We start from the raw sequence: 23,794 nt of genomic DNA on the forward strand, positions 1-23,794 counted from the left end.
TATGAATAAGTTTATTAAGAACATTGTTCTGTTTTCCCTGCGGCACCGTTATTTTATTTTCTTCATGACTGGCGTACTTATTGCCCTGGGGATATGGAGTTATAAGAAAACACCTATTGAAACATTTCCCGACGTTACCAATACCCAGATCATTATTATCACCCAATGGCCCGGCAGGAGTGCTGAAGAAATTGAGAAGTTTATTACCATACCCCTGGAAACCGAATTGAACAGTGTACAGAAAAGGTCCAACCTGCGCTCCAATTCTTCTTTTGGCCTGAGCTTTATAACACTGATATTCGACGATGGAGTGGATGATGCATTTGCCAGGCAGCAGGTGATGAGCCGGGTGATCAATGCCGATCTGCCCGATGGGGTGCGGCCTGAGATCCAGCCGCCTTACGGACCTACCGGAGAAATATACAGGTATACCCTGCAAAGTAATACAGTTGACATTCGTGAACTTACTGCTATCCAGGATTGGGTGTTGGACCGCCAGTTTAAAAGCGTGCCCGGTGTAGCTGATGTGAATACCTTTGGCGGCGAAGAAAAAACCTTTGAAGTAAGTGTAAATCCCGACCTGCTGGTAAAATACAACCTTTCTTCGCTCGATGTGTACAATGCCATTGCCAAAAGCAATGTGAATGTAGGAGGAGATGTGATCAAAAGAAATGGCCAGGCTTATGTGGTAAGAGGCATTGGTGTACTCAACAATACAGATGAGATCAACAACGTGATCATTAATAAAGTGAATGGTGTGCCATTATTGGTAAAGAATGTAGCTGTCGTGATGGAAAGCAGTAAACCCCTGCTGGGTACCGTAGCCAAGGATGGGATACCGGGGCAGGTGCAGGGAATAGTGGTCATGCGTAAAGGGGAAAACCCTTCAGAAGTATTAGACGCGCTGCATAAGAAAGTAGATGAACTCAATAAAAGCATTTTGCCCCATGATGTAAAGATCATTCCGTTTTACGATCGTACCACCCTCATGAATTATGCTACCGAAACGGTGATCCACAACCTCCTGGAAGGTATTATACTGGTAACAGTGATCGTGTTTTTATTCATGGCCGATTGGCGTACCACCCTCATCGTGGGTATTATCATCCCCTTATCATTGTTGTTTGCCTTTATATGTATGCGTATAAAGGGCATGAATGCCAATCTGCTGAGTATGGGCGCGGTGGATTTTGGGATCATTATAGATGGCGCCGTAGTAATGGTGGAAGGTCTGTTTGTTGCACTGGACCAAAAAGCAAGAGAAGTGGGCATGGAAAAATTCAATAAACTAGCTAAGCTGGGGCTGTTCAAAAACAAAGGCGCCGAGATGGGTAAGGCTATCTTCTTCTCGAAACTGATCATCATTACCTGCCTTATTCCCATATTTGCCTTTCAGAAGGTAGAAGGGAAAATGTTTTCTCCGCTTGCCTATACCCTGGGATTTGCCTTGTTGGGCGCCCTGATCCTTACGCTTACCCTGGTGCCTGCCCTGTCGAGTATTTTGCTGCGGAGAAACGTGCGGGAAAAGCACAACCCTATTGTAATCTTTTTTGAAAAGGGCGTTGCCCGGTTGTTTACTGTCGTGTACCGCAACCAGAAGAAAAGCGTGCTGATAGCCCTGGCGATCATGCTGCTCGCTTTTTTTTCTTTTAAGTTTCTTGGATCTGAGTTTTTGCCCCAGCTCAATGAAGGTGCATTGTGGGTTACGGCCGAATTGCCCAGAAGCGTTTCCCTCGAAGAGGCCGATAGTATTTCCGGCCGGATCGATGCTGATATACGAACCTTTTCCGAAGTAAGGCATACCCTGGTGCAGGTAGGGCGTACCAATGATGGAACTGATCCGAAGGGCTTCTTCAACGTACAAATAGCGGTAGACCTCCTGCCGGAAAAGGAATGGAAAAGAAAGCTTACCTATGATGAACTGGTAGATGAAATGAATACAAAGCTGCAGTTGTATCCCGGCGTTGTGTTTAATTATTCCCAGCCGATCAGGGACAACGTGGCCGAAGCAGTGGCGGGCGTTCCTGCGGCCCTGGCTGTAAAAATATTTGGCCCCGATTTTAATACACTGGATAGCAATGCCAATCTTGTATATAATGTCTTAAAAGAAGTAAAAGGGGTGGAAGACCTGGGTATTATCCGCAACCTGGGCCAGCCCGAGTTCCGGATAGAACTTAACCAGCACAAGATGGCCATCTATGGGGTAAGCACTGCCGATGCCAATGCTGTAATAGAAATGGCCATTGGAGGTAAAGCTGCTACCCAATTGTTTGAAGGCGAAAGGAAATTTGATATCCGCCTACGTTACCAGGAGCAATACCGGGCTACAGAAGAGGCCGTACAAAATCTGATGGTGCCTACCATGGATGGCTCAAAAGTGCCTTTAAAAGAAATTGCTGACATTGTTACCCTTACCGGGCCTGCCTTCATTTACCGTGATAACAATGTCCGGTATATCACGGTAAAATTCTCAGTACGAGGGAGAGACCTGGGAAGCACCATTGCAGAAGCGCAGCAAAAAGTAGACGCAGCCATTCACCTGACGTTAGGCTACACCTCTACCTGGAATGGAGAGTTTGAGAACCAGCAAAGAGCTGTTAAGACCCTGGGGCAGGTGGTGCCGCTTTGTATACTTGTGATCTTTCTCATATTGTTTGTCACCTTTGGCGATGCAAAGGATGCATTATTAACCATCATGAATGTACCTTTTGCATTGATTGGCGGTATCCTGGCCTTACACATTACAGGCATGAATTTCAGCATCAGTGCCGGCATTGGCTTTATTGCTTTATTTGGTGTATGTATTCAAAATGGAGTAATACTCATCAGCGTGTTCAGGAAGAACCTGGAAGCAAAAATGAGTTTAGACAATGCTATTAATCAGGGTGTCATTAGCCGCGTAAGGCCCGTAGTGATGACCGCCTTAATGGCCATGATCGGTCTTTTACCCGCAGCTATCAGTCATGGCATTGGCAGTGAAACACAAAAGCCGCTGGCGATAGTGGTAATAGGCGGCCTCATCACTTCTACCATTCTCACCTTGTTGATACTGCCGGTAATATATGCCCTGGTGTTCAAATTCATACGCCGCATGGCGAATAAACGAGTGCATAGAAAGCCAGGATTGAGCAGCTGATAGCTATCCCCACACACCTGCAGCCATCGCTTTTTTGATGTAGGTGGAGAAATCTGTTGCCTTACGGCTCAGGGCTTGCTCTACACCATCTGTTACATGTGCATTGCGGCCATCCAGCACTACGGTAAACAGATAGGTAATAAGGGATATAAATTCATTGGGAATACCATATTCTTTCATCATGCCGGCATATTCATCCATGGAGATATGCTGGTATTGGATAGACTTGCCGGTAGCACGGGCAATTTCTGCAATAGCTTCTTCAAAACTAAGCAGGCGGGGGCCTGTCACCTCATACAGTTTACCATTGTGGTCATCTGTGGTCAATGCTGCCACCGCTATTTCCGAAATATCATCTACATCAATGAAGGGTTCGCCAATAGGAGGTACCGGCAATGCTACATGTCCTGCCTGGATGGGCTCTGCCAGGTAGCCCTCACTAAAGTTCTGGCAGAACCAGCTGGCCCTGATGATCGTCCAGTCTACACCGGCATTCATGATCACCGCTTCGGCAGCCTGGGCTTCCGGCTCACCACGGCCCGATAACAATACCAGTTTCTTCACGCCATTCTTCACAGCCAGCTTAGTAAAAGCAGTAATAGCTCCCAAAGCCTCCGGTACACAGAGGTCAGGCTGATAGGATACATAGATGGCATCTACGTGTTCTAAAACCGGCCCCCAGGTAGCTTGATTGTCCCAATCAAATGGAGTGGCTGCTGAGCGTGAACCCGGCATGGTCGTGATGCCTTGTGCGTTGAGTGTTTGAAATACCCTGCTGCCGGTTTTTCCGGTGCTGCCAAGTACGAGTATCCTGTTTGCGGTGTTCTTTGTTGTCATGGTTATTAATTTTCAACAAAGCTATCAGCCACGGTTCTCCGGAAATAGAACAAAACCGACAGGGGCTAAAAAAGGCTATTCCGGCAGGTAAGCTGTTGGTCACGGATCTGGCGCAACTTGTCAAAGATGCTCCCATAAGCAAGGCCAGAGTTGTTCATTTGTAGTCACCATGAAAATGCCGGCTATCCTTTTATCGTTGTTCCTGGTATTGCCCGACGGAAAAGCGCAGGACTATTATCCGTTCTCCGGGCGGGTGATCGATTCCCTCACCAGTCAGCCTGTGCCTTTTACATCAGTCTCCATCTTCACCCGGCAGCAGGTGGCTGTTAAACATGTTATTGCCGATAGCCTGGGCCAGTTTGCCTTTACAGGATTACCGGCAGGCGGCTATTACCTGGTGGTACAAGTGGTGGGTTACAGGAAACTTACCTCACCCCCAATACAGCTTCCCGATCCCTCCGTCACCGGCCCCGTAGTATATGTAATTAACAGGGATACCAGTATGCTGACTGCCGTAGTAGTGCAGGCCGGCAAACCCCTCATAACGCCTTCCCCCGATGGCTTTGCTTACAATGCAGCCAATGATGTGATCCCCGCCGGGTTAACTGCCAGCGACCTGCTGCGCAAACTGCCCACGCTGGCCGTTGACCAGCATGGAAGTCCCGTATTAAGAGGGAGCACCAATATCAGGGTATTTATTGATGACAAACCATCGGATATATATGCTCTCACCGTGGCAGATGCCTTAAAGCAAATACCTGCCGATGATATCCTGCGCATTGAGGTGATCCTTTATCCTTCGGCCAAATACGACGCAGAAGGCACCGATGGCGTCATCAATATCATTACCCGCAGGAGCAGGTTTAATGCGGTAAATGGCACTGTCAGGACCGTGGTCAGTAATGTGCGGCAGGCTATAACACCTGGTCTCAGGATCCGCCAGGGCAATTGGATATTCAGTATCAATTCCGGCTTGGAGTTTTATAATTCGGACAATAGTTCCACCCTTATCCGGGAAAGCAAGACCGGCAATGGGAAGGATCAACTCCGGCAGCAACGCGCGTGGAACAACCGGGGGCGCATAGGCTATACCGGCGTAGATATGATATATGTATTTAATGACCTGCAAAGCATCAGTGGTGGTTATCGTTTCCGGTTGAACCGCGATTATACCAGGGCCATCGCTTACAATGACTATTACCGGCAGGATACTTTGTTTTCCGCATTTGTACGAAATACCAACAGCTCTTCCGGCAACGACCTGCATACATTCAATATCGCCTATAATGGCAAATCGCGCGACCGCAAGCGCCAATACAGTATGCTGGCCACCCAATTCTATCAGCAGGGTACCGATGCTTATGACCTGGACCAGGTAAACAACCAGGCAACGGCTTACAAAGAATTGCTCCGGGGAAGGATATCCAACAGGGAACTCATGTTACAAGCCGATTATGCGCATCAGGTCAATGATAGTGTAAACTGGGATGCAGGTGCCAGGTCCATGTTCAGGCAATACAGCGCCCTCAATAATTTTGACGTGTATGATTTTCCGGCAGGCCTGTTTGCCAAAGACGAAGGCAGATCAAACCAATTTAATTATCGCCGCCATATTTATGCACTCTACAGTAACCTGAGTTTCCGGTTCATGAGATGGCAATGGAGGGTAGGGGCCCGGTATGAACAAACGGTATTGCAAACCGCCTTTAAGGATACAGCACTCAACGTACCGGGTTATAAGAATCTTGTTCCCAATATCCTGCTCTCCCGCACCTTTCGTGGCAAGCATGTAGTGAAAGGTAGTTATGGAAAAAGGATCACCCGCCCTTACCTGGGTGCTATCAATCCTGCTTCCAATTACAGCGATTCCTTTACTATACAAACCGGTAATCCATACCTTCAGCCGGAAATTACCCACCGCTATGAAATGGGTTATACGCTCAACGGAAAGCAACTGACCTTCATGGCTTCCCTTTATTACAATACCACACACAATGCCATAGAACAGATCCGCCTGCCCCTTGGTGAAGGGATATTCCGGAGCACTTATCAAAACATTGGCAAAAATGATGTATTGGGGGCCTTGCTTAGCCTCACCAGGAAATGGGGGCAACAGATGACGCTAACCGTAACAGTCAATGTCAGGCATATTTCTCTCGAAAGTGTAGCCATGCAACAGGTGCGTAAAGGGTATCAATACAGTGGGAATTTTTACTTCAATTACAATCTGGGTAAAGGTCATAGTATTGATGCCATGAGCAATGTCGGATCGCCGGAAATAAATTTACAGGGCAGGCGGGAGGTGTGGCAGTTTTATAGCCTGGCTGTAAACAAAAAAATGAAAGGCGATAAATTGTCTATCAATATCAGGGCAGATAATTTCCTGGGTCCGCGCTTCCGCCTGCTGAAGCAAACCCTGGAGACAGCCGTCTTTACCCAGCACTCAACGACCAATTACCAGGGCCGCTACCTGGCAATATCCGTTGCCTGGAAATTGGGTAAGAAAGAAGTGAAAGCGCCTGTGATCAGGCAGGAAGCCGGCAATGAAAACTAAGCAGATCCGGAACTCATTGCTGGTCAATGACCGTAATTTGTATGTATTACCAGTGTACATTTGTGCCTCAAAGCACTAACTATGGAATATAGAAAACTAGGAGAAACAGACCTTACCTTATCGGCGATCACCTTTGGAGCCTGGGCCATCGGTGGATGGATGTGGGGCGGGGCCGACAGGAAGGAAGCAGTAAAAGCCATCCAGGCTTCTTATGCAGAAGGCGTCACCTCTATTGATACAGCACCGGCCTACGGACAAGGATTGAGTGAAGAGATCGTGGCAGAAGCCATCCAGGGAATACCCAGGGATAAAGTACAGTTGCTTACCAAATTTGGTTTACGCTGGGATGTGAAAGAAGGAGAGTTCTTTTTCAAAAGCAAAGATGCTGCCGGCAACGACCTGGATTTTTATAAGCTGGCTTCCAAAGCCAGTGTGATCAAAGAATGTGAGGATTGTCTGCGCCGCCTGAAAACAGATTATATCGACCTGTTCCAGATCCATTGGCCAGATGCCACCACGCCTATTGCCGAAACCATGGAAGCCCTCGCCCTGCTGCAACAGCAAGGCAAGATAAGAGCGGCCGGCGTGTGCAACTATTCGGTAGACCAGATGAAGGAAGCAGCCAAAACCTTTAGCCTCGCTTCTGACCAGGTACCTTATAGTATGGTGCTGCGTGATATTGAAAAGGAGCTGGTACCCTATGCATTGGAAAATAAAAAATCCATTATTGCTTATAGTCCATTGCAGCGTGGTCTGCTCACCGGTAAAATAAAACCCGGTCACCAATTCAATGAGGGTGACACCCGCGAGGGCAACCGCTTCTATACAGACGACAATATTAAGAAAGTGAACGCCTTCCTGGAGACCTTGAAACCATGGACCAAAGAAAAGAATTGTTCCATTGCCCAACTGGTCATACGCTGGACCATCGGGCAGCCCGCTATTACCGTAGCCCTGGTAGGTGCACGTAACGCAGAGCAGGCGGTGCAGAATGCCCGGGCCATTGATGTAAAGTTGCCCCCCGGCGAGATCGAATTGATCAATAAACAGATAGCCTTTATGCTATAATGTTTTATATCTGGCCAATACATATTGGTCTGTATTGTAAACCGTGCTGCTGTAGTATTTACCATCACTACCGCAGCACGGTTTTCTCTTTTTTTTATGCCGAAGCTATCCCAACTTCGTTTGCTGGTGCCAGTTTTTTGTTCTATCTTTTCCGTCCTGTAACACTTCCCCCTTCTTATTCCCGCTGCTATTGCGATCCGGATACCCATGTACCTATATAGTATATAATACTAAACTCTAATACTTATCTTATGGGATTGTCAATCAACAACAGGCAGGATGTTACCAGCTCCATTAAACGATCCATCAAATGGATCATTGTTTTTTTAGCGATCGTGATTGTTGTCTCTATCGTGGGCATCATAGTGCTCAATGCAGTTTATTCCCTGGATGCCAATTCCTTCGCCAAGGAAATAGCCATTGTTTTATTACAGTTAATTGCCGTGGGGGTAGTGGGATCGGTTTCTTCCCTCTTGCTGGCGCAGTACAGCGCCGGCCAGGCTGCCCTGCAGGCTAAAAAACAACAGGAAGAAGAAGAGCTCAGGCTGCAGCGGGAAAGAGCAAGGGCAGTGGAGGCCGCACGGGAAAAAGAAGAACGGCTCCAGGCCGAAAAAGCCATCGACCTCCAAAGGATCGATATTAAGAACAAAAATGACCTCAAGAAAGATATTGTAAAAAGGCTGGGCCAGATATACCATGATGTGAAAGGTGTGCGAAGAATGTTGAGGGCCAAAGTGCTGTCCGTGCCCTATGACGATAAGAATATCTCCACCGCCAACGTATACCTCAAGCCTTATGCGCAATACATGGAAACCTTCAACGACCTGCAGCTCGACCTGGAAGGTATCAAGGATGAAATAAGATATGGCACCATCCACATGGCCTTGTTCTCCAGCAATGAGGAGATATATAAGAGCCTCAAATTGATGGAAGAATACCTGTCAGCAGTATTTAATGAATACGAAACCTGCAAAAGCAAGTTCAATGAAAAGGCTTATGCGCCTTACACCGAGTTTACCAGGCTCCAGGACCTCCTGAGTTCCGCCGGGAAAGACAGCCAGACGGCCTTTCGTAAGCACTTTATCAATGAATACAAAGGCACCATTGCCAGGATGTTGGGCGACCTGGTGAACCTCGAGGCAGCCTAGCGCTGCCTCGCCCATCCCACAAAAGAGAAGCAGGGATGCATAAGTAAATGAACATTCACTTATCTTTGCTTCAACAATGAGAACAAGAGATACCGATAAGGAAGACCTGGTAAGGCAAAAAACCATCGAAATGATTGTAAATGATGGACTTGACGGCTTTAGCATGCAAAAACTGGCCAAAGTGGCCAATATTTCACCTGCCACTCTTTATATATACTATAAGGACAAGGAAGATCTGTTGATGAAAGTGGTTCTTTCGGTGGTGGATGATATGATGAGCACGACGCTGGAGGGATTTGATCCTGAATTTCCCTTTGCCAAAGGAATGGAGATGCAGTGGAGGAACCGGCTGAAGTATTTTATGGAGTTTCCGTTGGAGACCCAGTTTATGGAGCAGGTGCGCTACTCGCCCATGTACGAAAAGATCCATGAAGCAATTGGAGCCAAATTTGGACGTGTGCTGGGGCCATTCGTGCATAAGGCCATCGCTAATAAAGAGCTGCGGGAAGTTCCTTTTGAAGTGTACTGGGCGGTGGCTTTTGCCCCCCTTTACCAGTTGATCAAGTTTCATCACCAGGGGGGGAAAAAGAATAAAGATTTTAAGCTCACAGAAGATGTTATGCTACTGGCGCTTGAAATGGTAATAAAAGGATTGAAGCCTTAAAAAATTTGCGGGACAAGTAAGTAAATGAATGTTCATTTAGACAATATAATCCACACTCGTCCGTCTACCGGGTCAGGATTGCAGGTGTTGGTGTTTAAAAATTGAAATGCCCGATTAATTAAAACTGATAATTATAGCCATGAATCAAGCCCAACCAGTTGCTGAAAAACTGTCCTTTACGCCCTACCAAAAGCTGGTAGTGGCCATCCTTGCCCTGCTGCAGTTTACCATTATCCTCGACTTTATGGTACTGTCGCCACTGGGCACTATCCTTATTAAAGAATTGAGCATCACCCCGGCCCGTTTTGGGTGGGTGGTATCAGCCTATGCCTTTAGCGCCGGTATCTCAGGTGTATTGGCAGCCGGTTTTGCCGATAAATACGACCGCAAGAAGCTGCTGGTGATCTTTTATATCGGTTTCCTGATCGGCACCGCCCTGTGTGCGATGGCTACCGACTTTCATTCCCTGCTCATAGCCCGCATTGTGACCGGTCTTTTTGCAGGTGTGGTAGGTTCGGCCAGTATGGCCATCGTTACCGACCTTTTCCCCATTCAAATGCGGGGCAGGGTAATGGGTTTCATACAAATGGCATTTGGCGGCAGCCAGGTATTGGGTATTCCCATTGGCCTGCTGCTGGCTACCCGCTGGGGCTGGCATTCCACTTTCTGGATGATCGTAGCTTTTGGTATCGTCCTGGGTTTTGTGATCATCACGTACATGAAACCCGTGACAGAGCACCTGAAACTGAGATCAGAAAAGAACCCCCTCGAGCACCTGGTGCATACCGTTTCCATGAGACCTTATCTCCTGGGCTTCCTGGGCACCATGCTGCTGGCTACCGGTGGTTTTATGATCATGCCTTTTGCCAGCACCTTTACTACCAATAACTTAGGTATACACCAGGATGCATTGCCCCAGCTGTACCTGATTACGGGGATCTGCTCGCTGGTATTGATGCCCCTGATCGGAAAGCTGAGCGACAAGATCGATAAATACATTGTATTCTGTATCGGTACCGCCCTCAGTATCCTGATGATCGGGGTGTACACCAACCTGGGCCATACCAGCTTTGCCGTACTGGCCGTGATCAACATTATCATGTTTTCCGGTATCATGTCGCGGATGATCCCCGCTTCTGCCATTACCAGCGCTATACCGGCGCCGCAGGACAGGGGCGCTTTTATGAGTATCAACTCTTCCGTGCAGCAGGTGTCCGGCGGTATTGCCGCTGCCATATCCGGAATGATCATTGTTGAAAACCCTGATAAGTCATTAAAGCATTTTGATACAGTGGGTTATGTGACGATGGTAGCCATGGTGATCGCAGCCGTGATCATGTATTTTGTGGCCAGACAGGTACAAAGGAAAACCGGTAAAGGCGTGCTGACCGTCAAACCGGTAGGAGAGGCGTTGGCTACTTAAAAAGCGGGCCTTGATCTCTACATACGGACAGGCTTAACGGCCGGATAACAGGAGTTTATTTTTTTGATAGCCGGGGTTTCGTTAAATTAGGTAATGAATACGCCGCGGAGACGCAAAGACGCTGAGGACAGGTAACCAACACTTACCTCTGCGACTGGGCGGGTTCCGCGGTTTTTTTATAATCTAAAATTGCTGTCATATGCTTAAACTTTCAGAATTGCAACCCGGAGACATTGTAATGGCCGAATTTGAAGGCCAGAAAATGGAAGGCACTGTGAAGGAACTGAACAAAGAAGACAGGGAAGTATGTGTGGAAACATCCGTCCAGGAATTTTGGTTCAAACCCGAACATCTCTTCCCCATTCCGCTGACCGAAGAACAATTGCTGAAACTGGGCTTTGAAAAGGTGGAGAACGGGGATGGTTCTGTGAAGTATAAGAAAGACTCCTTTCGCGTATTAGTGCCCCATAAGGGTGATTTCAGCGACCTGGAGATCTGGTGGCGGGAGGATCGCAGGCACCTGCGCCAGGCCATTAATGTACATGAATTGCAGAATCATTACTACCAGATGACCAAAGTTGAGCTTAATCCTGCCTGATTATCAAGGATTTTATCCTTATTTTCGCCGGCTTGAAGGCCGAAGTAGGGGAGAAAGGAAAATTTTATGTTATTATTTCATATTTCCGTGTGATAATCCTATCTTTGCGCCTCCTTAAACGAATATGGGAAAACAACCGCTGATTAAACAAGATGGAGTAATTCTGGAAGCCTTGTCCAATGCTATGTTCAGGGTGAAGTTGGAAAATGGTCATGAGATATTGGCCACCATCTCTGGAAAAATGCGGATGAATTACATCCGGATTTTGCCGGGTGATAAAGTGGGAGTGGAAATGAGCCCGTATGATCTGTCCAGAGGAAGGATTATTTTCAGGTACAAATAAGTAAAAAGTAATAACATGAAAGTTCGTGCATCCATCAAGAAGCGCAGCGCCGATTGTAAGATCGTGAGGAGGAAGGGAAGGCTGTATGTGATCAACAAAAAGAATCCCCGCTTCAAGCAAAGACAGGGTTAATTGGCAATGAGGCATTGGCAGGAAGCCAATATTTGTTGACAATATTAAATTGTAAATTAAAATTTCAAATCGAATATGGCTCGTATTGCCGGTGTAGACTTACCAAAAAATAAAAGGGGCGAGATTGGTCTTACCTATATTTTCGGTATTGGTCGCTCTACTGCTCAGTATATCCTGGGCAAAGCAGGTATCGATCTCAGCAAAAAAGTGAATGCTTGGGATGATGATGAACTGAACGCTATCCGTAACATCATTACCAATGAGTTTAAGGTAGAAGGTCAGTTGCGTTCTGAAGTACAGATGAGCATCAAGCGTTTGCTGGATATCGCCTGTTACCGCGGATTACGTCACCGTAAAGGCTTACCAGTTCGTGGACAACGTACACGTACCAATAGCCGTACACGGAAAGGTAAACGTAAGACTGTTGCTGGTAAGAAGAAAGCAGCTAAGAAATAATGCTACAGGGGCACTGGTATCCAGTGTCTCTGTTTTCATATTTTGCCTGTTACGCTTAGTAGCGGGCAGAAAGAGGCGCAACATGTTGCGTCTCTACGAATTTGAATCAACGCCGGATCGCCTCACAGCAGTAGGGTTGATTCAGTCCCACCACAAATGGGATCATTTTTAAACGTAAAGATTACCTGTTTACAAATCATGGCAAAAGCAGCTAAACAACAAGCTCCCAGCGCAAAAGCCGCTGCGAAAAAAAGAGTAGTAAAGGTTGACACCTATGGCGACGCACACATCGTAGCCAGCTTCAACAACCTGATCATCAGCATTACCAACAAGAACGGCCAGGTTATCTCCTGGAGCAGCGCCGGTAAAATGGGCTTCAAAGGTTCTAAAAAGAACACTCCCTATGCCGCTCAGATGGCATCTGCCGACGCAGCTAAGACCGCTTTCGATGCGGGTGTTAAGAAAGTAGACGTTTTCGTAAAAGGCCCCGGCGCCGGTCGCGAAAGCTCTATCCGTGGATTGGCGCAGAACGGTATCGAAGTAGTGATGATCAAGGACGTAACCCCGCTGCCACACAACGGTTGCCGTCCTCCCAAGAAAAGAAGAGTATAACCTGAAGCCGGAAGCCACCAGTCTGCGATTCAACGGAATCACCTCAGACCGCTGGCCCTGTTTGTCCGACTTCTATTCATAAACAGGGTGCCCGATTTATTTTTACGATTTTTATTGATCAGGCGCCGACACCAAAAAATCAACTAAACAATTATGGCACGTTACACTGGTCCCAAAACAAGAATCTGCCGCATTTTCGGCGAGCCCATTTTAGGTAATGGTAAATACCTGAGCAAGAACAGCAATCCTCCCGGTCAACATGGTCCTACCAAAAAACGTAAGGCTCCGGGTGAATATGCCCTTCAGTTGAAAGAAAAGCAAAAAGCAAAATACACTTACGGCGTTCTCGAAAAACAATTCCGTAAGACTTTTGAAGAAGCCAACCGTATCAAAGGCGTTACCGGTGAAAACCTCATCAAACTCCTCGAAGCACGTTTGGACAACGCGGTATACCGTCTTGGTATCTCCCCTTCACGCCCAGGTGCACGTCAGCTGGTATCTCACAAACACATCACTGTAAACGGTGAAGTAGTGAACGTACCTTCTTTCCAACTGAAACCAGGCGATGTAATTGGTATCAAGGAAAAAGACAAAGCCAATGCTTCTATTACCGGTCAGTTCCGTGGTAAGAACGTTAAGTTCTCCTGGCTGGATTGGAGCGAAAGCGAAATGCAAGGTACTTTCATCGCTTATCCTGAGCGTGAAAGCGTACCTGAGAACATTAAGGAGCAGTTGATTGTTGAATTGTATTCTAAGTAAGGATAAACGTGGCTGAAAGCAGTCACACCCTCCGTACTCGAATAGCAGGCATTCAGATTGTTCATCGTTTAAGGCAGCTGATCAGCCAAGCCTTCAAACACGTAAAAAACAGAAATTTTAAAATATGGCCATTTTAAATTTCCAAAAGCCAGACAAGATCGTTTTACAGAAAGCAACGGAATTCGAAGCTCAATTTGAGTTTCGCCCGTTGGAACCCGGTTTCGGTGTAACCATTGGTAACGCCTTACGCAGGGTGTTGCTGAGCTCACTGGAAGGTTATGCCATCGTAGGTATCCGCATTGAAGGAGTAGACCACGAGTTTGCTACCATCAAAGGCATTACCGAAGATGTACTGGAAATCATCCTGAACTTAAAGCAGGTTCGCTTCAAAAAGAAAGTGGATCATGAAGTAGGTGCAGAGAAGATCACCCTGAGTATTAAGAACAAAGCTGAATTTACAGCCGGTATGATCGGCGAGGCTACACAAAGCTTCGACATCATGAACCCCGATCTGCTGATCTGTACTTTAGATACTTCAGCCAAACTGGACATCGAACTGTCTGTTTCAAAAGGACGTGGTTACGTTCCTGCTGAAGACAACAAAGTAAAAGATGCTCCATTTGGTTACATCCCTACGGATGCTATCTTCACGCCCATCAAGAACGTTAAGTACGCTATTGAGAACACGCGTGTGGAACAACGTACGGACTATGAGAAACTGATCATGGATGTAAACACCGATGGAACCATCCATCCGGAAGAGGCGGTGAAACAGGCCAGCCGTATCCTGATCCAGCACCTCATGATCATCACCGACGAAAACATCACTTTCGACAACAAGGAAGACAAGAAAGAAGATGTGGTGGATGAGCAAATGCTGCAACTGCGTAAGATATTGAAAACACCGCTGGAAGACCTCGATCTGTCAGTACGTGCTTTCAACTGTCTGAAAGCTGCCAAGATCAACTCCCTCAGCGAACTGGTACAATACGAGCAGGAAGACCTGATGAAGTTCCGCAACTTCGGTCAGAAGTCACTGGCCGAAATTGAGCAGGTATTGGCTGAAAGAGGTTTGCACTTCGGTATGGACCTGAGCAAACTGGGATTGGATAAAGAAGAATTGTAATTTTTTATAACAGTAGACTGTAATTCCTGACACGGTACGGTCGGTAAAACTTAAAAGTCATGCGTCACGGAGACAAGATCAACAACCTGGGCAGAACAGCGTCACACAGAAGGGCGTTGCTGAGCAACTTAGCCTGCGAGCTGATTGCCCACAAGAGAATCGTTACTACCCTCGCCAAGGCCAAAGCGTTGCGTACGTACATTGAACCCCTGATCACCAAGGGTAAAGAAAATACTACGCACCAACGTCGTGTAGTGTTCAGCTACCTGCAGGATAAAGAGGCTATCACTGAACTGTTCAGCACCATTGCTGAGAAGATCGGTGGCCGTCCCGGTGGTTATACCCGCGTTATTAAGCTCGGCATCCGCCAGGGTGATAATGCAGAAATGGGGTTGATTGAACTGGTAGACTTCAACGAGATCTACGGTAAAGGCAAAACTGAGGCGAAAGAACCAGCTAAGAAAACCCGTCGTGGCAGAACCTCCAAAAAAGCGGGTGATGCTAAAGCCGATGATTCAAAGCCTGAAGAAAAAGCTGCCGAATAAGCATGATTTAACTTCTTTTGATACCAAAGCCCCGCATATGATTTGCGGGGCTTTTTTTGGGTACCTGAGGCTGTCTGGAAGGGTGGGTCGCCCTTGAAGGGCGGCTCACCCTTCCAGAGCGGTTCACCCTTGAAGGGTGGCTCACCCGGTCTAAAGAAGCCTGTCGAATGTCAGGCTGAGCCTGTCGAAGCCGCCTAAAGACCTCCTAACAACTTGAGGTACAAACTGTGAACAATTTTAACTTCAAATACCTTTAATAATTCTTTTCTTTGCAAAATTTTTCACTACACATGTCCACATCACAAAAACCTGCTGTTCTGTTATTGGCGGATGGTACCGTTCACATTGGTAAAGCTTTTGGAAAGATTGGTACTACTGCCGGGGAAATTTGTTTTAATACCGGGATGACCGGATACCAGGAAGTGTTCACTGATCCCAGCTATTATGGCCAGATCATCATCATGAACAACGTGCATGTTGGTAACTATGGTACCAAAGAGACCGATGTTGAGTCCAACAGCGTGAAGATACGTGGCCTGATTGCCCGTAACCTGGAAGAGCAGTATTCCCGTAAGCAGGCTGATGCCTCTCTCGAGAAATACCTGCAGGACAACAACATCGTTTGTATTGAAGAAATTGATACCCGTGCCCTGGTAACCCATGTACGCGAAGCCGGTGCCATGAACTGCATCATTTCTTCCGAAATACTCGATGTGGAAGAGTTGAAGAAAGAACTAGCTAAAATACCCAGCATGGACGGTCTCGAACTGGCCAGCTATGTAAGCACCGAAAAGCCTTACACCATGGGCGATGAAGCCACAGCGGCTGTGAAAGTAGCAGTAATGGATTATGGCACCAAAAGAAATATCCTGCAGTGCATGGTCGACAGAGGCGCTTTTGTAAAAGTGTTTCCTGCCAAGACCACCATCAGCGAATTAAAGCAATTCAATCCCGATGGTTATTTCATCTCCAACGGCCCCGGCGACCCTGCGGCCATGGATTATGCAGTAGCTACCGTGAAAGAGATACTGAAAGAAAGCAAGCCTACCTTCGGCATCTGCCTGGGCCATCAACTGCTGGCACTGGCTAATGATATCGATACTTTTAAGCTGCACCACGGTCACCGTGGATTGAACCACCCGGTGAAGAACCTGGTAACCGGTAAGTGCGAGATCACCACCCAGAATCACGGTTTTGGTGTGGACCCCGAATCTGTGAAGAAAGCAAAGAATGTGGAGATCACCCACGTAAATCTCAATGATGATTCCATTGAAGGTATCCGTTTGAAAGACAAGCCCGCTTTCTCTGTGCAGTATCACCCCGAAGCTACACCCGGCCCGCACGATAGCCGCTACCTGTTTGATGATTTCATCAACCTGGTAAAAGAGCATAAATAAAGAATGCATTCCTTCTTCTGACAAAGAGGGCGTGTATTGAAATAATACAAGAAAGGGTGGGTCGCCTTCCAAAGGCGGCTCACCCTTTCGGTTGTTTAATGCAAATGCCGTACTTTTAGCCGGTAAACTATTATATGAAGATCGCGATCATCAATGGACCTAATCTCAACCTGCTGGGCAAGCGGGAAACGGATATCTACGGCAATATGTCTTTCGATAAATACATGGAAGAATTGAAAGCCCAATACCCGCAGGTAAGTTTTCATTATTACCAAAGCAATATAGAAGGGGAGTTGGTGAATGAGATCCAGCGTATAGGATTTGAGTATGATGGCATCATCCTCAACCCCGCAGCTTATACACATACTTCAGTGGCTATTGGCGATGCCATTGCCGCCATCAAAACGCCCGTGGTGGAAGTACATATCTCCAATGTACATGCCCGCGAGGATTTCCGTAAACTGTCCCATGTATCTGGCAAATCAGTGGGCAGCATCTTTGGCCTGGGCCTCAAAGGATATGAACTGGCCCTGCAATACCTGTTGAGCAGGAAGTAACAACAACTAAAGGAATACCCGCATCATCAGCGCAAAGCCATTGTCTTTTTTGGCTTCGTCCAACTTGCGTATAATATGGACACCGTTGGCCGTCCATATTTTGAAGATGTCACCTTTTTTACGTTTGTCCAATTCCGCTTCTATCTGGGGTAACATATATCCCACGGCAATCCAGCCAAGGTCGCCATTGATAGACCCTTCTCCTCCCATGGAGTAAGTACGCGCCATATCTTCAAACGTAGCTTTCCCCTGTTTTATACGCAGCATGATATTGTCCGACAAAGAATCGGCGAAATGCTTTGAAAAGACCGCTGTATCCAGGAAGATCTGGCCGGGGTGATTGAAAGTGGCGGGCGCTTTGGCCAGTATCTGTACCAGCGTTTTACTATTGTGGAAAGGACCATATACCTTGCCCACTTTGCCATAATAAGCCAGGCTATCCGGCAGGCCAACAAATCGTTTCGTGCTCCGGACAACGATGGTATCGATCACAAATTTCTTTTTCAGGACATCCTTTACATACAAAGGACCATTGGTCGCTTTTTCCAACTCGGCCTTTATCTGCGCCACCGTCTTCTTTTGAGCTAAAGCTGCTGGACCAATGGCGAAGAGCAGCAATACAATGATCAGCGATTTCATTGGACTAAAGATAACAAAAGAAGAAGACCTGAAAGGCTTTCCGGATATTAAGCCGGGAAAATCCTTTCAGGTCTTGTATTGCCAATTAATGTAAGCCGCCTCTTGTATTTCTTCTGTATTCTATATTCTGTATTCTTGTATTCCTACAGCGACTCCTTAATATCCTGCATCAGGCGCAGTGCAATATTATTGGCCGTTGTTTCAAAATTGCTTTCCGCATAGATACGGATGATAGGTTCCGTATTGGAAGTGCGCAGATGCACCCAGTCACTGTCGAATTCGATCTTCAATCCATCTTCTGTATTGACAGGCTGGTGCTTATATTTCTTTTGAATACGCTCGAAGATGGCCTTCACATCAATGCCGTTCTCCAGTTCGATCTTATTCTTGGAAATGAAATAGTCGGGATAACGGGCACGGAACGACTTCATACCATTCTTATGTGTAGCCAGTGAGCTCAAGAATAGACCAATGCCGATCAATGCATCACGGCCATAATGGAAATCAGGAACAATGATACCGCCATTGCCCTCGCCGCCGATCACAGCATCAACTGCTTTCATTTTTGTGACCACATTCACTTCACCTACAGCTGAAGGGAAATAGCTGCCGCCATGCTTGAGGGTTACTTCTTTCAGCGCCTTGGTACTGCTCATATTGCTCACCGAGTTGCCTGGTTTTTTGCTCAGTACATAGTCGGCCACAGCCACCAGCGTATATTCTTCACCAAACATGCTGCCATCTTCACACACAAAGCAGAGGCGGTCTACATCCGGGTCTACCGCAATACCAAAATCAGCTTTGTGTTTGCGCACCGCATTGCTGAGTTCAGTAAGGTTTTCCGGTAATGGTTCCGGGTTGTGGGCAAACTTGCCGGTAACTTCTCCATTCAACAAGACCACATCAACCCCCAATGCTTTGAGCAGGGGAGGGACAAACAGCGCACCGGTAGAGTTGATCACATCCACCACCGCCTTGTATTTCTTTTTACTGATATCTTCTGCATTTACCAGTGGATAGCTCACAACAGCATCAATATGTTGTTGCAGGGTGGTTTCAAGTACCTTGTACGTGCCTAGTTTTTCTACCTGGGCAAACGTAAAGTCTTCCTTACTGGCTTTGTCCAATACAATGGCGCCATCAGCAGCGCTAATGAATTCTCCATCCTCATTCAGGAGCTTCAGGGCATTCCATTCTTTGGGATTGTGACTAGCCGTAATAATGATGCCGCCGGCTGCCTTTTCCCACACTACTGCCATTTCTACAGTAGGCGTAGTAGACAAGCCTATATCTACAACATCAATACCCAGTCCAAGTAGCGTATTGACCACCAGTTGCTGCACCAGCGAACCGCTGATACGGCCATCACGGCCAATCACTACTGTACAATGGGATCCTTTTTTGTCGAGTAACCAACTGCCATAGGCGGCAGCAAACTTTACTACATCCAACGGAGTGAGGTTATCTCCGCTCTTACCGCCAATTGTTCCACGAATACCTGATATACTTTTTATCAATGCCACAGTGCCAAGGGTTTTATCAGTTACAAAAATAGGGTGTTTGCTACTACGCAGATATACCACTTATGGGTATTTTACAGGATGAGCTGGACAAGCATCGAACCGGGAAATTAAGGAAAGAAAAAGACATAGAACGAAATTGTGGAAAACCAGGCCCGGACAACCGGTTGCTCACCTGCCCGACAAAATAAATGTAATCCTGGTTGCAGCGAATTAATAAGCTTTAATGTCCCCAAAACACATGCTTTCCCTGCTCGTTGCCTCGTTGCCTTAATGCCTTTCCTAATGCTTTTTCTTATTATTCAGCAACAGGTATTTGGCCGTTTCATGCAGCGCTTCTGTTAGCTGCTTCATATCCCGGCCGGCAGCTTCGCTCAGTGAATCCTTGCCAGGGAGCGTATTGGTAGTAATGGAAAACAATTCATCCTTGCCCGATTTAGGCTGATGCCGGAAAAAATAATCTCCCTTTACCACCCCCGACATATTATTATCAGGATCGAAGATAAACGCAAAAGGACGTGTGGTTGAATCCAGCAGGTCTTTGCCCAGTGTGGTATTGGTATAAGAAATGTTTGATAGTCCGGCGATCGTTGGTAATACATCCACTTGTGAACTGATCATACTGCTACGGCGTGGTGCGATCAGTGCAGGACTGTAGAACAGCAAAGGTACATGCATCGAAGTTAGCCGCTGTTCTGTCCAGGCCTGGGGAAACATAGTCCCTGCATTGCCCGGTATGCCGTGATCTCCTATGAATACAAAGATCGTATTGGTGAAATACTTTTCCTTACGCGCTGCTTCAATAAAGGTGCGGTAACTGAAATCAGTATAGCGGAAGGCATTCAATTCTTCCAGGCTTTCAAAACCATACTTTTGCAATGAGTCAAGTGGCACATTAACCTTCTTAAAAGTTGCCTGGTCTTCCTGTGGAATAGTATAGGGGCGATGGTTATCCGCTGTTTGTATGACCGCAAAGAAAGGTTTGCTTTGCTCAGCCAGCACCTTATTCGATTCGAGGAAAAGATTCTTATCACTGATGCCCCATACATCTACTGTAGGTGATTTAAAATCTTCCCCTTCATATAGTTTCAGGTCAATAATATTATTCGTGAGCAGCCCACGTATATTGGCCCAGCTGGCGCTTCCCCCCAGGAAGTACAATTTTTCATAGCCTGCAAAATCATTGATGATGCTATGCTGATCTACTGCCCCGGGGTTGCGGCTGGCCGTTTTAGGCACTTCCACATCTGGTGTACCGGTTATGGTAGCCCACACACCACGCGCCGTACCATAGGTAGGCGTAAAACAACGATCAAAGAACAGCCCATTGCGGCTCATGCTATCGAAGAAGGGCGTTGTGTTCAATGGATTGCCCCACATAGAACTTTTATAAGCACTGAAGGATTCGCAGATCACCAGTACAATATTGGGCTTTGAAGTGATCCCGCCCGCACGTGGCGCCACCATCCTTTCATAGTTTAATACAGAATCAGTAGCCGGCAGGTTATAATACTGCGCGATGACCGGATACAAGGCCTTTACTTTTTTCTCATCATACTTGTTGCGGAACTTCAGCGTATTGAAAAAAGATTCAAAAGGATTCAGTGCCAGGTTGGCCTTGTAGTCATTGCCCAGGGCAAAAGCATCACTCCAGCGCAGCGGGTATTGATTGAACCGGCCAAAGATAAAAAAGCCCAGTACCAGGAAGGTTATTATAAAACTGATGACCCTCGTTCTTTGGGTAACGCGCTCCGGCCGGTTGTTCACACGCCGCCAGGCGCGGCGGATAAACCACATCACCATCCAGGTGCTCACCGCCAGGCCCAGTATAAGCCGGATCACCGGGTAAGACTGCCATACCATGTTCAGCGAAATGCCGGCATCTTCCAGGTAGTTCAGCACACTCGCATTCAGCCTTTGTACCAGGTAGGCATAGTGCGCAAAATCCACCACAAACAAAAACAGGAACAGGAAAACCACTATGTATAGGAAAATGGTCCAGAACCGCTTCCCCCGTTGACCTACAAAAGGATGGAGCCAGCGAAAGCTGCCGATCACCAGCATGATCAGCAGGACGATCGATATCGTCCGGAGATCAAACCGCAGGCCCAGGAAAAAGGTCTTGCTCAGCTCGCCCAACGAATTGCCCTGCTTATTAAAGAACAGGTAAAGTCCCCAACGCATCAGCGTAAACAGTATCAACAGGATAAATCCTGTCCATAACATCCAGCGTATCAGGGTCGGAAGCTTTATAATTCGTTTCATTACAATGAAATAAGGCGCTAAAATTAAGGGAATCCTTGCTTTTCTTTATTTTTGTTACTATGATATTTGATCCTGCCGCCGGCTTGTTAACATTCTGGCAACAAATACAACCCTTTGATACATGGCTACTTACCCATATTAACCAGGATTGGAGCAGCACCTTCCTGGATACTGTGCTCCCTTTTATGCGGGAAACCTTCTTCTGGATACCCCTTTATTTGTTCCTGGTGCTCTTTGTAACGATGAATTTTGGCCTCCGGGGTCTTTGGTGGTTATTGGGCATTGTATTGACGGCAGCGCTGAGCGATATCATCAGCAGCCAGATTATTAAGCAGCATGTAATGCGGGTTCGCCCCTGCCAGGATGCCTCCGTGGCCCAGCATATTCGCTTTTTCATCAATTATTGTCCTAAAAGCTCCAGTTTTACCTCTTCCCATGCCTGCAGCCATTTTGCCCAGGCAATGTTCTTTTTCCTTACCCTGCGCACTGTATTGGGGAGATGGACAGGCCTCTTCTTTGTCTGGGCCTTTGTAATTGCCTATACCCAGGTATATGTGGGGGTGCATTATCCCTTCGACGTGTTTTGTGGCGCCCTGATAGGCTGCGGTATCGGTTTTGCTACCGGTAAATTATTTAATAACAAGATCGGAATACTTAGATTAGCTTAGTTAAATTAATAGCCCTCATGGCAGAGATTTTTATAATACTTGGATTAATACTACTGAACGGATTATTTTCAATGGCTGAAATTGCACTGGTTTCTTCCCGAAAGGCCAGGCTGGAGGCGCAAGCCAATAAGGGCGATAAACGGGCACAGGAGGCTTTAAAGCTCGCCAATCACCCCGATCATTTCCTTTCTACGGTGCAGATCGGGATCACCCTCATCGGCATCCTGACGGGTGTGTACTCCGGCGAACAGTTAAAGACCGACCTGGTTGATTATATCAACCGGTTTGAATCCCTCAGGGCTTACAGCAATGGCATCGCCACCACCATACTGGTTATCCTGATCACTTATTTTTCATTGGTATTGGGCGAACTCGTCCCCAAACGCATTGGATTATCAAGACCCGAAACCATTGCCAAACTGGTAGCAGGGCCTATGCGCATTGTAAGCCTGATCACCTATCCCTTCATCTGGCTCCTGACCAAATCTACCAGCGTTATTGTAAGCCTCTTGCGCATCAAGGCCAAAGATACCCAGGTTACAGAAGAAGAGATCAAGGCCATCATCAGTGAAGGAACCGAACAAGGTACCATTGAAGAAGCAGAGCAGGAGATCATTGAACGCATTTTCCACCTCGGCGATCGCAACATCACCTCCCTGATGACACACCGCAGTGATATCATCTGGTTTGATGTGACCGACAACGAAGAATCCATCAAGGATAAGATCGTTACTGAGCCTCATTCAGTATATCCCATTTGCGAAGACGACCTCGATAATATCAAGGGCATGATATCCTTAAAGGATATGTATGTGACCAATGACCTTACCTTGTTCAAACAGATCATGAAACCGGCCCTCTTTGTGCCGGAAAATGTGACCGCCTATAATGTATTGGAAAAATTCAAAGCTACCAGGAACCATGCCTGCTTCATTGTAGATGAATATGGCAGCGTGCAGGGCATGATCACCCTCAACGATATCCTGGAGGCAATCGTAGGCGGTATGCCCGAACCCAATGAACTGGATTATGAGATCGTGGAAAGACAGGATGGCTCTTACCTGGTAGATGGACAAATACCTTTCTATGACTTCCTCGACCGGTTTGCAAAAACAGAATATATGCATGAAGGTGAGCAGGAGTTTGATACCCTCGCCGGCTTTATCTTACACAAACTGGAACGTATTCCACATACCGGTGATACCCTTTCCTGGGAGGGCTTCCGCTTTGAGATCATAGACATGGACGCACAACGGATCGATAAAGTACTTGTCAATATCTCCGATGCCATCAAAGAAGAAATGGAAGAAGATTAAGTAAAAAAAATATTGATGAATGTCAAATGCT

The 23,794-nt window shown here is 46.9% G+C and carries 22 protein-coding genes; 18 read left to right on the plus strand and 4 right to left on the minus strand.

The features are described from left to right. Position 1 precedes the first annotated feature (1 nt). Positions 2 to 3,136 (plus strand): efflux RND transporter permease subunit, encoded by a 3,135-nt coding sequence (locus tag D3H65_RS31270; protein ID WP_119054080.1) that lies wholly within the window; start codon positions 2 to 4, stop codon positions 3,134 to 3,136. A gap of 3 nt (positions 3,137 to 3,139) precedes the next feature. On the opposite strand, the gene D3H65_RS31275 is transcribed toward D3H65_RS31270, so the two are convergent. Beyond that, complete coding sequence (locus D3H65_RS31275) at positions 3,140 to 3,973, minus strand: NmrA family NAD(P)-binding protein (protein ID WP_119054081.1); 834 nt, start codon at positions 3,971 to 3,973, stop codon at positions 3,140 to 3,142. Between the two features lie 169 nt (positions 3,974 to 4,142). Here D3H65_RS31275 and D3H65_RS31280 point away from each other — a divergent pair, with 169 nt between their 5' ends. The 15 genes from D3H65_RS31280 to aroQ all read left to right on the plus strand — a co-directional run bounded on the left by D3H65_RS31280 (position 4,143) and on the right by aroQ (position 17,355). Beyond that, on the plus strand, positions 4,143 to 6,527 hold the full coding sequence (locus D3H65_RS31280; RefSeq protein WP_119054082.1) for an outer membrane beta-barrel family protein: 2,385 nt from the start codon (positions 4,143 to 4,145) through the stop codon (positions 6,525 to 6,527). 81 nt (positions 6,528 to 6,608) lie between these two features. Next, positions 6,609 to 7,595: an aldo/keto reductase gene (locus tag D3H65_RS31285; protein WP_119054083.1), complete on the plus strand. Its 987-nt coding sequence runs from the start codon at positions 6,609 to 6,611 to the stop codon at positions 7,593 to 7,595. A gap of 251 nt (positions 7,596 to 7,846) precedes the next feature. Then, entirely contained in the window at positions 7,847 to 8,743 is an 897-nt protein-coding gene (locus tag D3H65_RS31290) for a hypothetical protein (protein ID WP_119054084.1), read from the plus strand. 76 nt (positions 8,744 to 8,819) lie between these two features. After that, on the plus strand, positions 8,820 to 9,407 hold the full coding sequence (locus tag D3H65_RS31295) for a TetR/AcrR family transcriptional regulator (RefSeq protein ID WP_119054085.1): 588 nt from the start codon (positions 8,820 to 8,822) through the stop codon (positions 9,405 to 9,407). A gap of 139 nt (positions 9,408 to 9,546) precedes the next feature. After that, positions 9,547 to 10,830, plus strand: a complete 1,284-nt coding sequence (locus tag D3H65_RS31300; protein WP_119054086.1) for an MFS transporter — start codon at positions 9,547 to 9,549, stop codon at positions 10,828 to 10,830. 199 nt (positions 10,831 to 11,029) lie between these two features. After that, complete coding sequence (locus D3H65_RS31305; protein WP_119054087.1) at positions 11,030 to 11,428, plus strand: hypothetical protein; 399 nt, start codon at positions 11,030 to 11,032, stop codon at positions 11,426 to 11,428. Positions 11,429 to 11,552: 124 nt separating this feature from the next. Continuing rightward, positions 11,553 to 11,771, plus strand: a complete 219-nt coding sequence (gene infA / locus D3H65_RS31310; protein WP_119054088.1) for a translation initiation factor IF-1 — start codon at positions 11,553 to 11,555, stop codon at positions 11,769 to 11,771. Between the two features lie 15 nt (positions 11,772 to 11,786). Beyond that, a complete protein-coding gene (ykgO, locus tag D3H65_RS31315; protein ID WP_010519235.1) occupies positions 11,787 to 11,903 on the plus strand; it encodes a type B 50S ribosomal protein L36 in 117 nt (38 codons plus the stop codon). A 75-nt stretch (positions 11,904 to 11,978) separates the two neighbouring features. Further along, positions 11,979 to 12,359: a 30S ribosomal protein S13 gene (rpsM, locus tag D3H65_RS31320; RefSeq protein WP_119054089.1), complete on the plus strand. Its 381-nt coding sequence runs from the start codon at positions 11,979 to 11,981 to the stop codon at positions 12,357 to 12,359. 198 nt (positions 12,360 to 12,557) lie between these two features. Then, complete coding sequence (gene rpsK, locus D3H65_RS31325) at positions 12,558 to 12,971, plus strand: 30S ribosomal protein S11 (protein WP_119054090.1); 414 nt, start codon at positions 12,558 to 12,560, stop codon at positions 12,969 to 12,971. Between the two features lie 153 nt (positions 12,972 to 13,124). Continuing rightward, entirely contained in the window at positions 13,125 to 13,730 is a 606-nt protein-coding gene (rpsD, locus tag D3H65_RS31330; protein WP_119054091.1) for a 30S ribosomal protein S4, read from the plus strand. Positions 13,731 to 13,854: 124 nt separating this feature from the next. Beyond that, positions 13,855 to 14,856: a DNA-directed RNA polymerase subunit alpha gene (locus D3H65_RS31335; RefSeq protein WP_119054092.1), complete on the plus strand. Its 1,002-nt coding sequence runs from the start codon at positions 13,855 to 13,857 to the stop codon at positions 14,854 to 14,856. A gap of 59 nt (positions 14,857 to 14,915) precedes the next feature. Then, the gene (rplQ, locus tag D3H65_RS31340) at positions 14,916 to 15,401 is read left to right on the plus strand and encodes a 50S ribosomal protein L17 (RefSeq protein WP_119054093.1); all 486 of its coding nucleotides are present in this window, start codon (positions 14,916 to 14,918) and stop codon (positions 15,399 to 15,401) included. Between the two features lie 290 nt (positions 15,402 to 15,691). Further along, complete coding sequence (gene carA / locus D3H65_RS31345) at positions 15,692 to 16,798, plus strand: glutamine-hydrolyzing carbamoyl-phosphate synthase small subunit (protein ID WP_119054094.1); 1,107 nt, start codon at positions 15,692 to 15,694, stop codon at positions 16,796 to 16,798. A gap of 134 nt (positions 16,799 to 16,932) precedes the next feature. Next, the gene (gene aroQ / locus D3H65_RS31350; protein WP_119054095.1) at positions 16,933 to 17,355 is read left to right on the plus strand and encodes a type II 3-dehydroquinate dehydratase; all 423 of its coding nucleotides are present in this window, start codon (positions 16,933 to 16,935) and stop codon (positions 17,353 to 17,355) included. Positions 17,356 to 17,361: 6 nt separating this feature from the next. Here aroQ and D3H65_RS31355 read toward each other — a convergent pair whose 3' ends face one another. The 3 genes from D3H65_RS31355 to D3H65_RS31365 all read right to left on the minus strand — a co-directional run bounded on the left by D3H65_RS31355 (position 17,362) and on the right by D3H65_RS31365 (position 21,779). Next, positions 17,362 to 17,994 carry a peptidylprolyl isomerase gene (locus D3H65_RS31355; protein ID WP_119054096.1) on the minus strand — a complete coding sequence of 211 codons (633 nt, stop codon included), beginning with the start codon at positions 17,992 to 17,994 and terminating at the stop codon, positions 17,362 to 17,364. A gap of 143 nt (positions 17,995 to 18,137) precedes the next feature. Next, positions 18,138 to 19,517, minus strand: a complete 1,380-nt coding sequence (gene glmM / locus D3H65_RS31360; protein WP_119054722.1) for a phosphoglucosamine mutase — start codon at positions 19,515 to 19,517, stop codon at positions 18,138 to 18,140. Positions 19,518 to 19,796: 279 nt separating this feature from the next. Next, positions 19,797 to 21,779 carry an LTA synthase family protein gene (locus D3H65_RS31365; RefSeq protein ID WP_119054097.1) on the minus strand — a complete coding sequence of 661 codons (1,983 nt, stop codon included), beginning with the start codon at positions 21,777 to 21,779 and terminating at the stop codon, positions 19,797 to 19,799. Between the two features lie 59 nt (positions 21,780 to 21,838). On the opposite strand from D3H65_RS31365, the gene D3H65_RS31370 reads away from it, so the two are divergent. Next, positions 21,839 to 22,447 carry a phosphatase PAP2 family protein gene (locus tag D3H65_RS31370; protein ID WP_162915898.1) on the plus strand — a complete coding sequence of 203 codons (609 nt, stop codon included), beginning with the start codon at positions 21,839 to 21,841 and terminating at the stop codon, positions 22,445 to 22,447. A gap of 17 nt (positions 22,448 to 22,464) precedes the next feature. Further along, on the plus strand, positions 22,465 to 23,763 hold the full coding sequence (locus D3H65_RS31375; protein WP_119054099.1) for a hemolysin family protein: 1,299 nt from the start codon (positions 22,465 to 22,467) through the stop codon (positions 23,761 to 23,763). The last annotated feature ends 31 nt before the right edge of the window (positions 23,764 to 23,794 follow it).

Source organism: Paraflavitalea soli (assembly GCF_003555545.1).
Lineage (GTDB): Bacteria > Bacteroidota > Bacteroidia > Chitinophagales > Chitinophagaceae > Paraflavitalea > Paraflavitalea soli.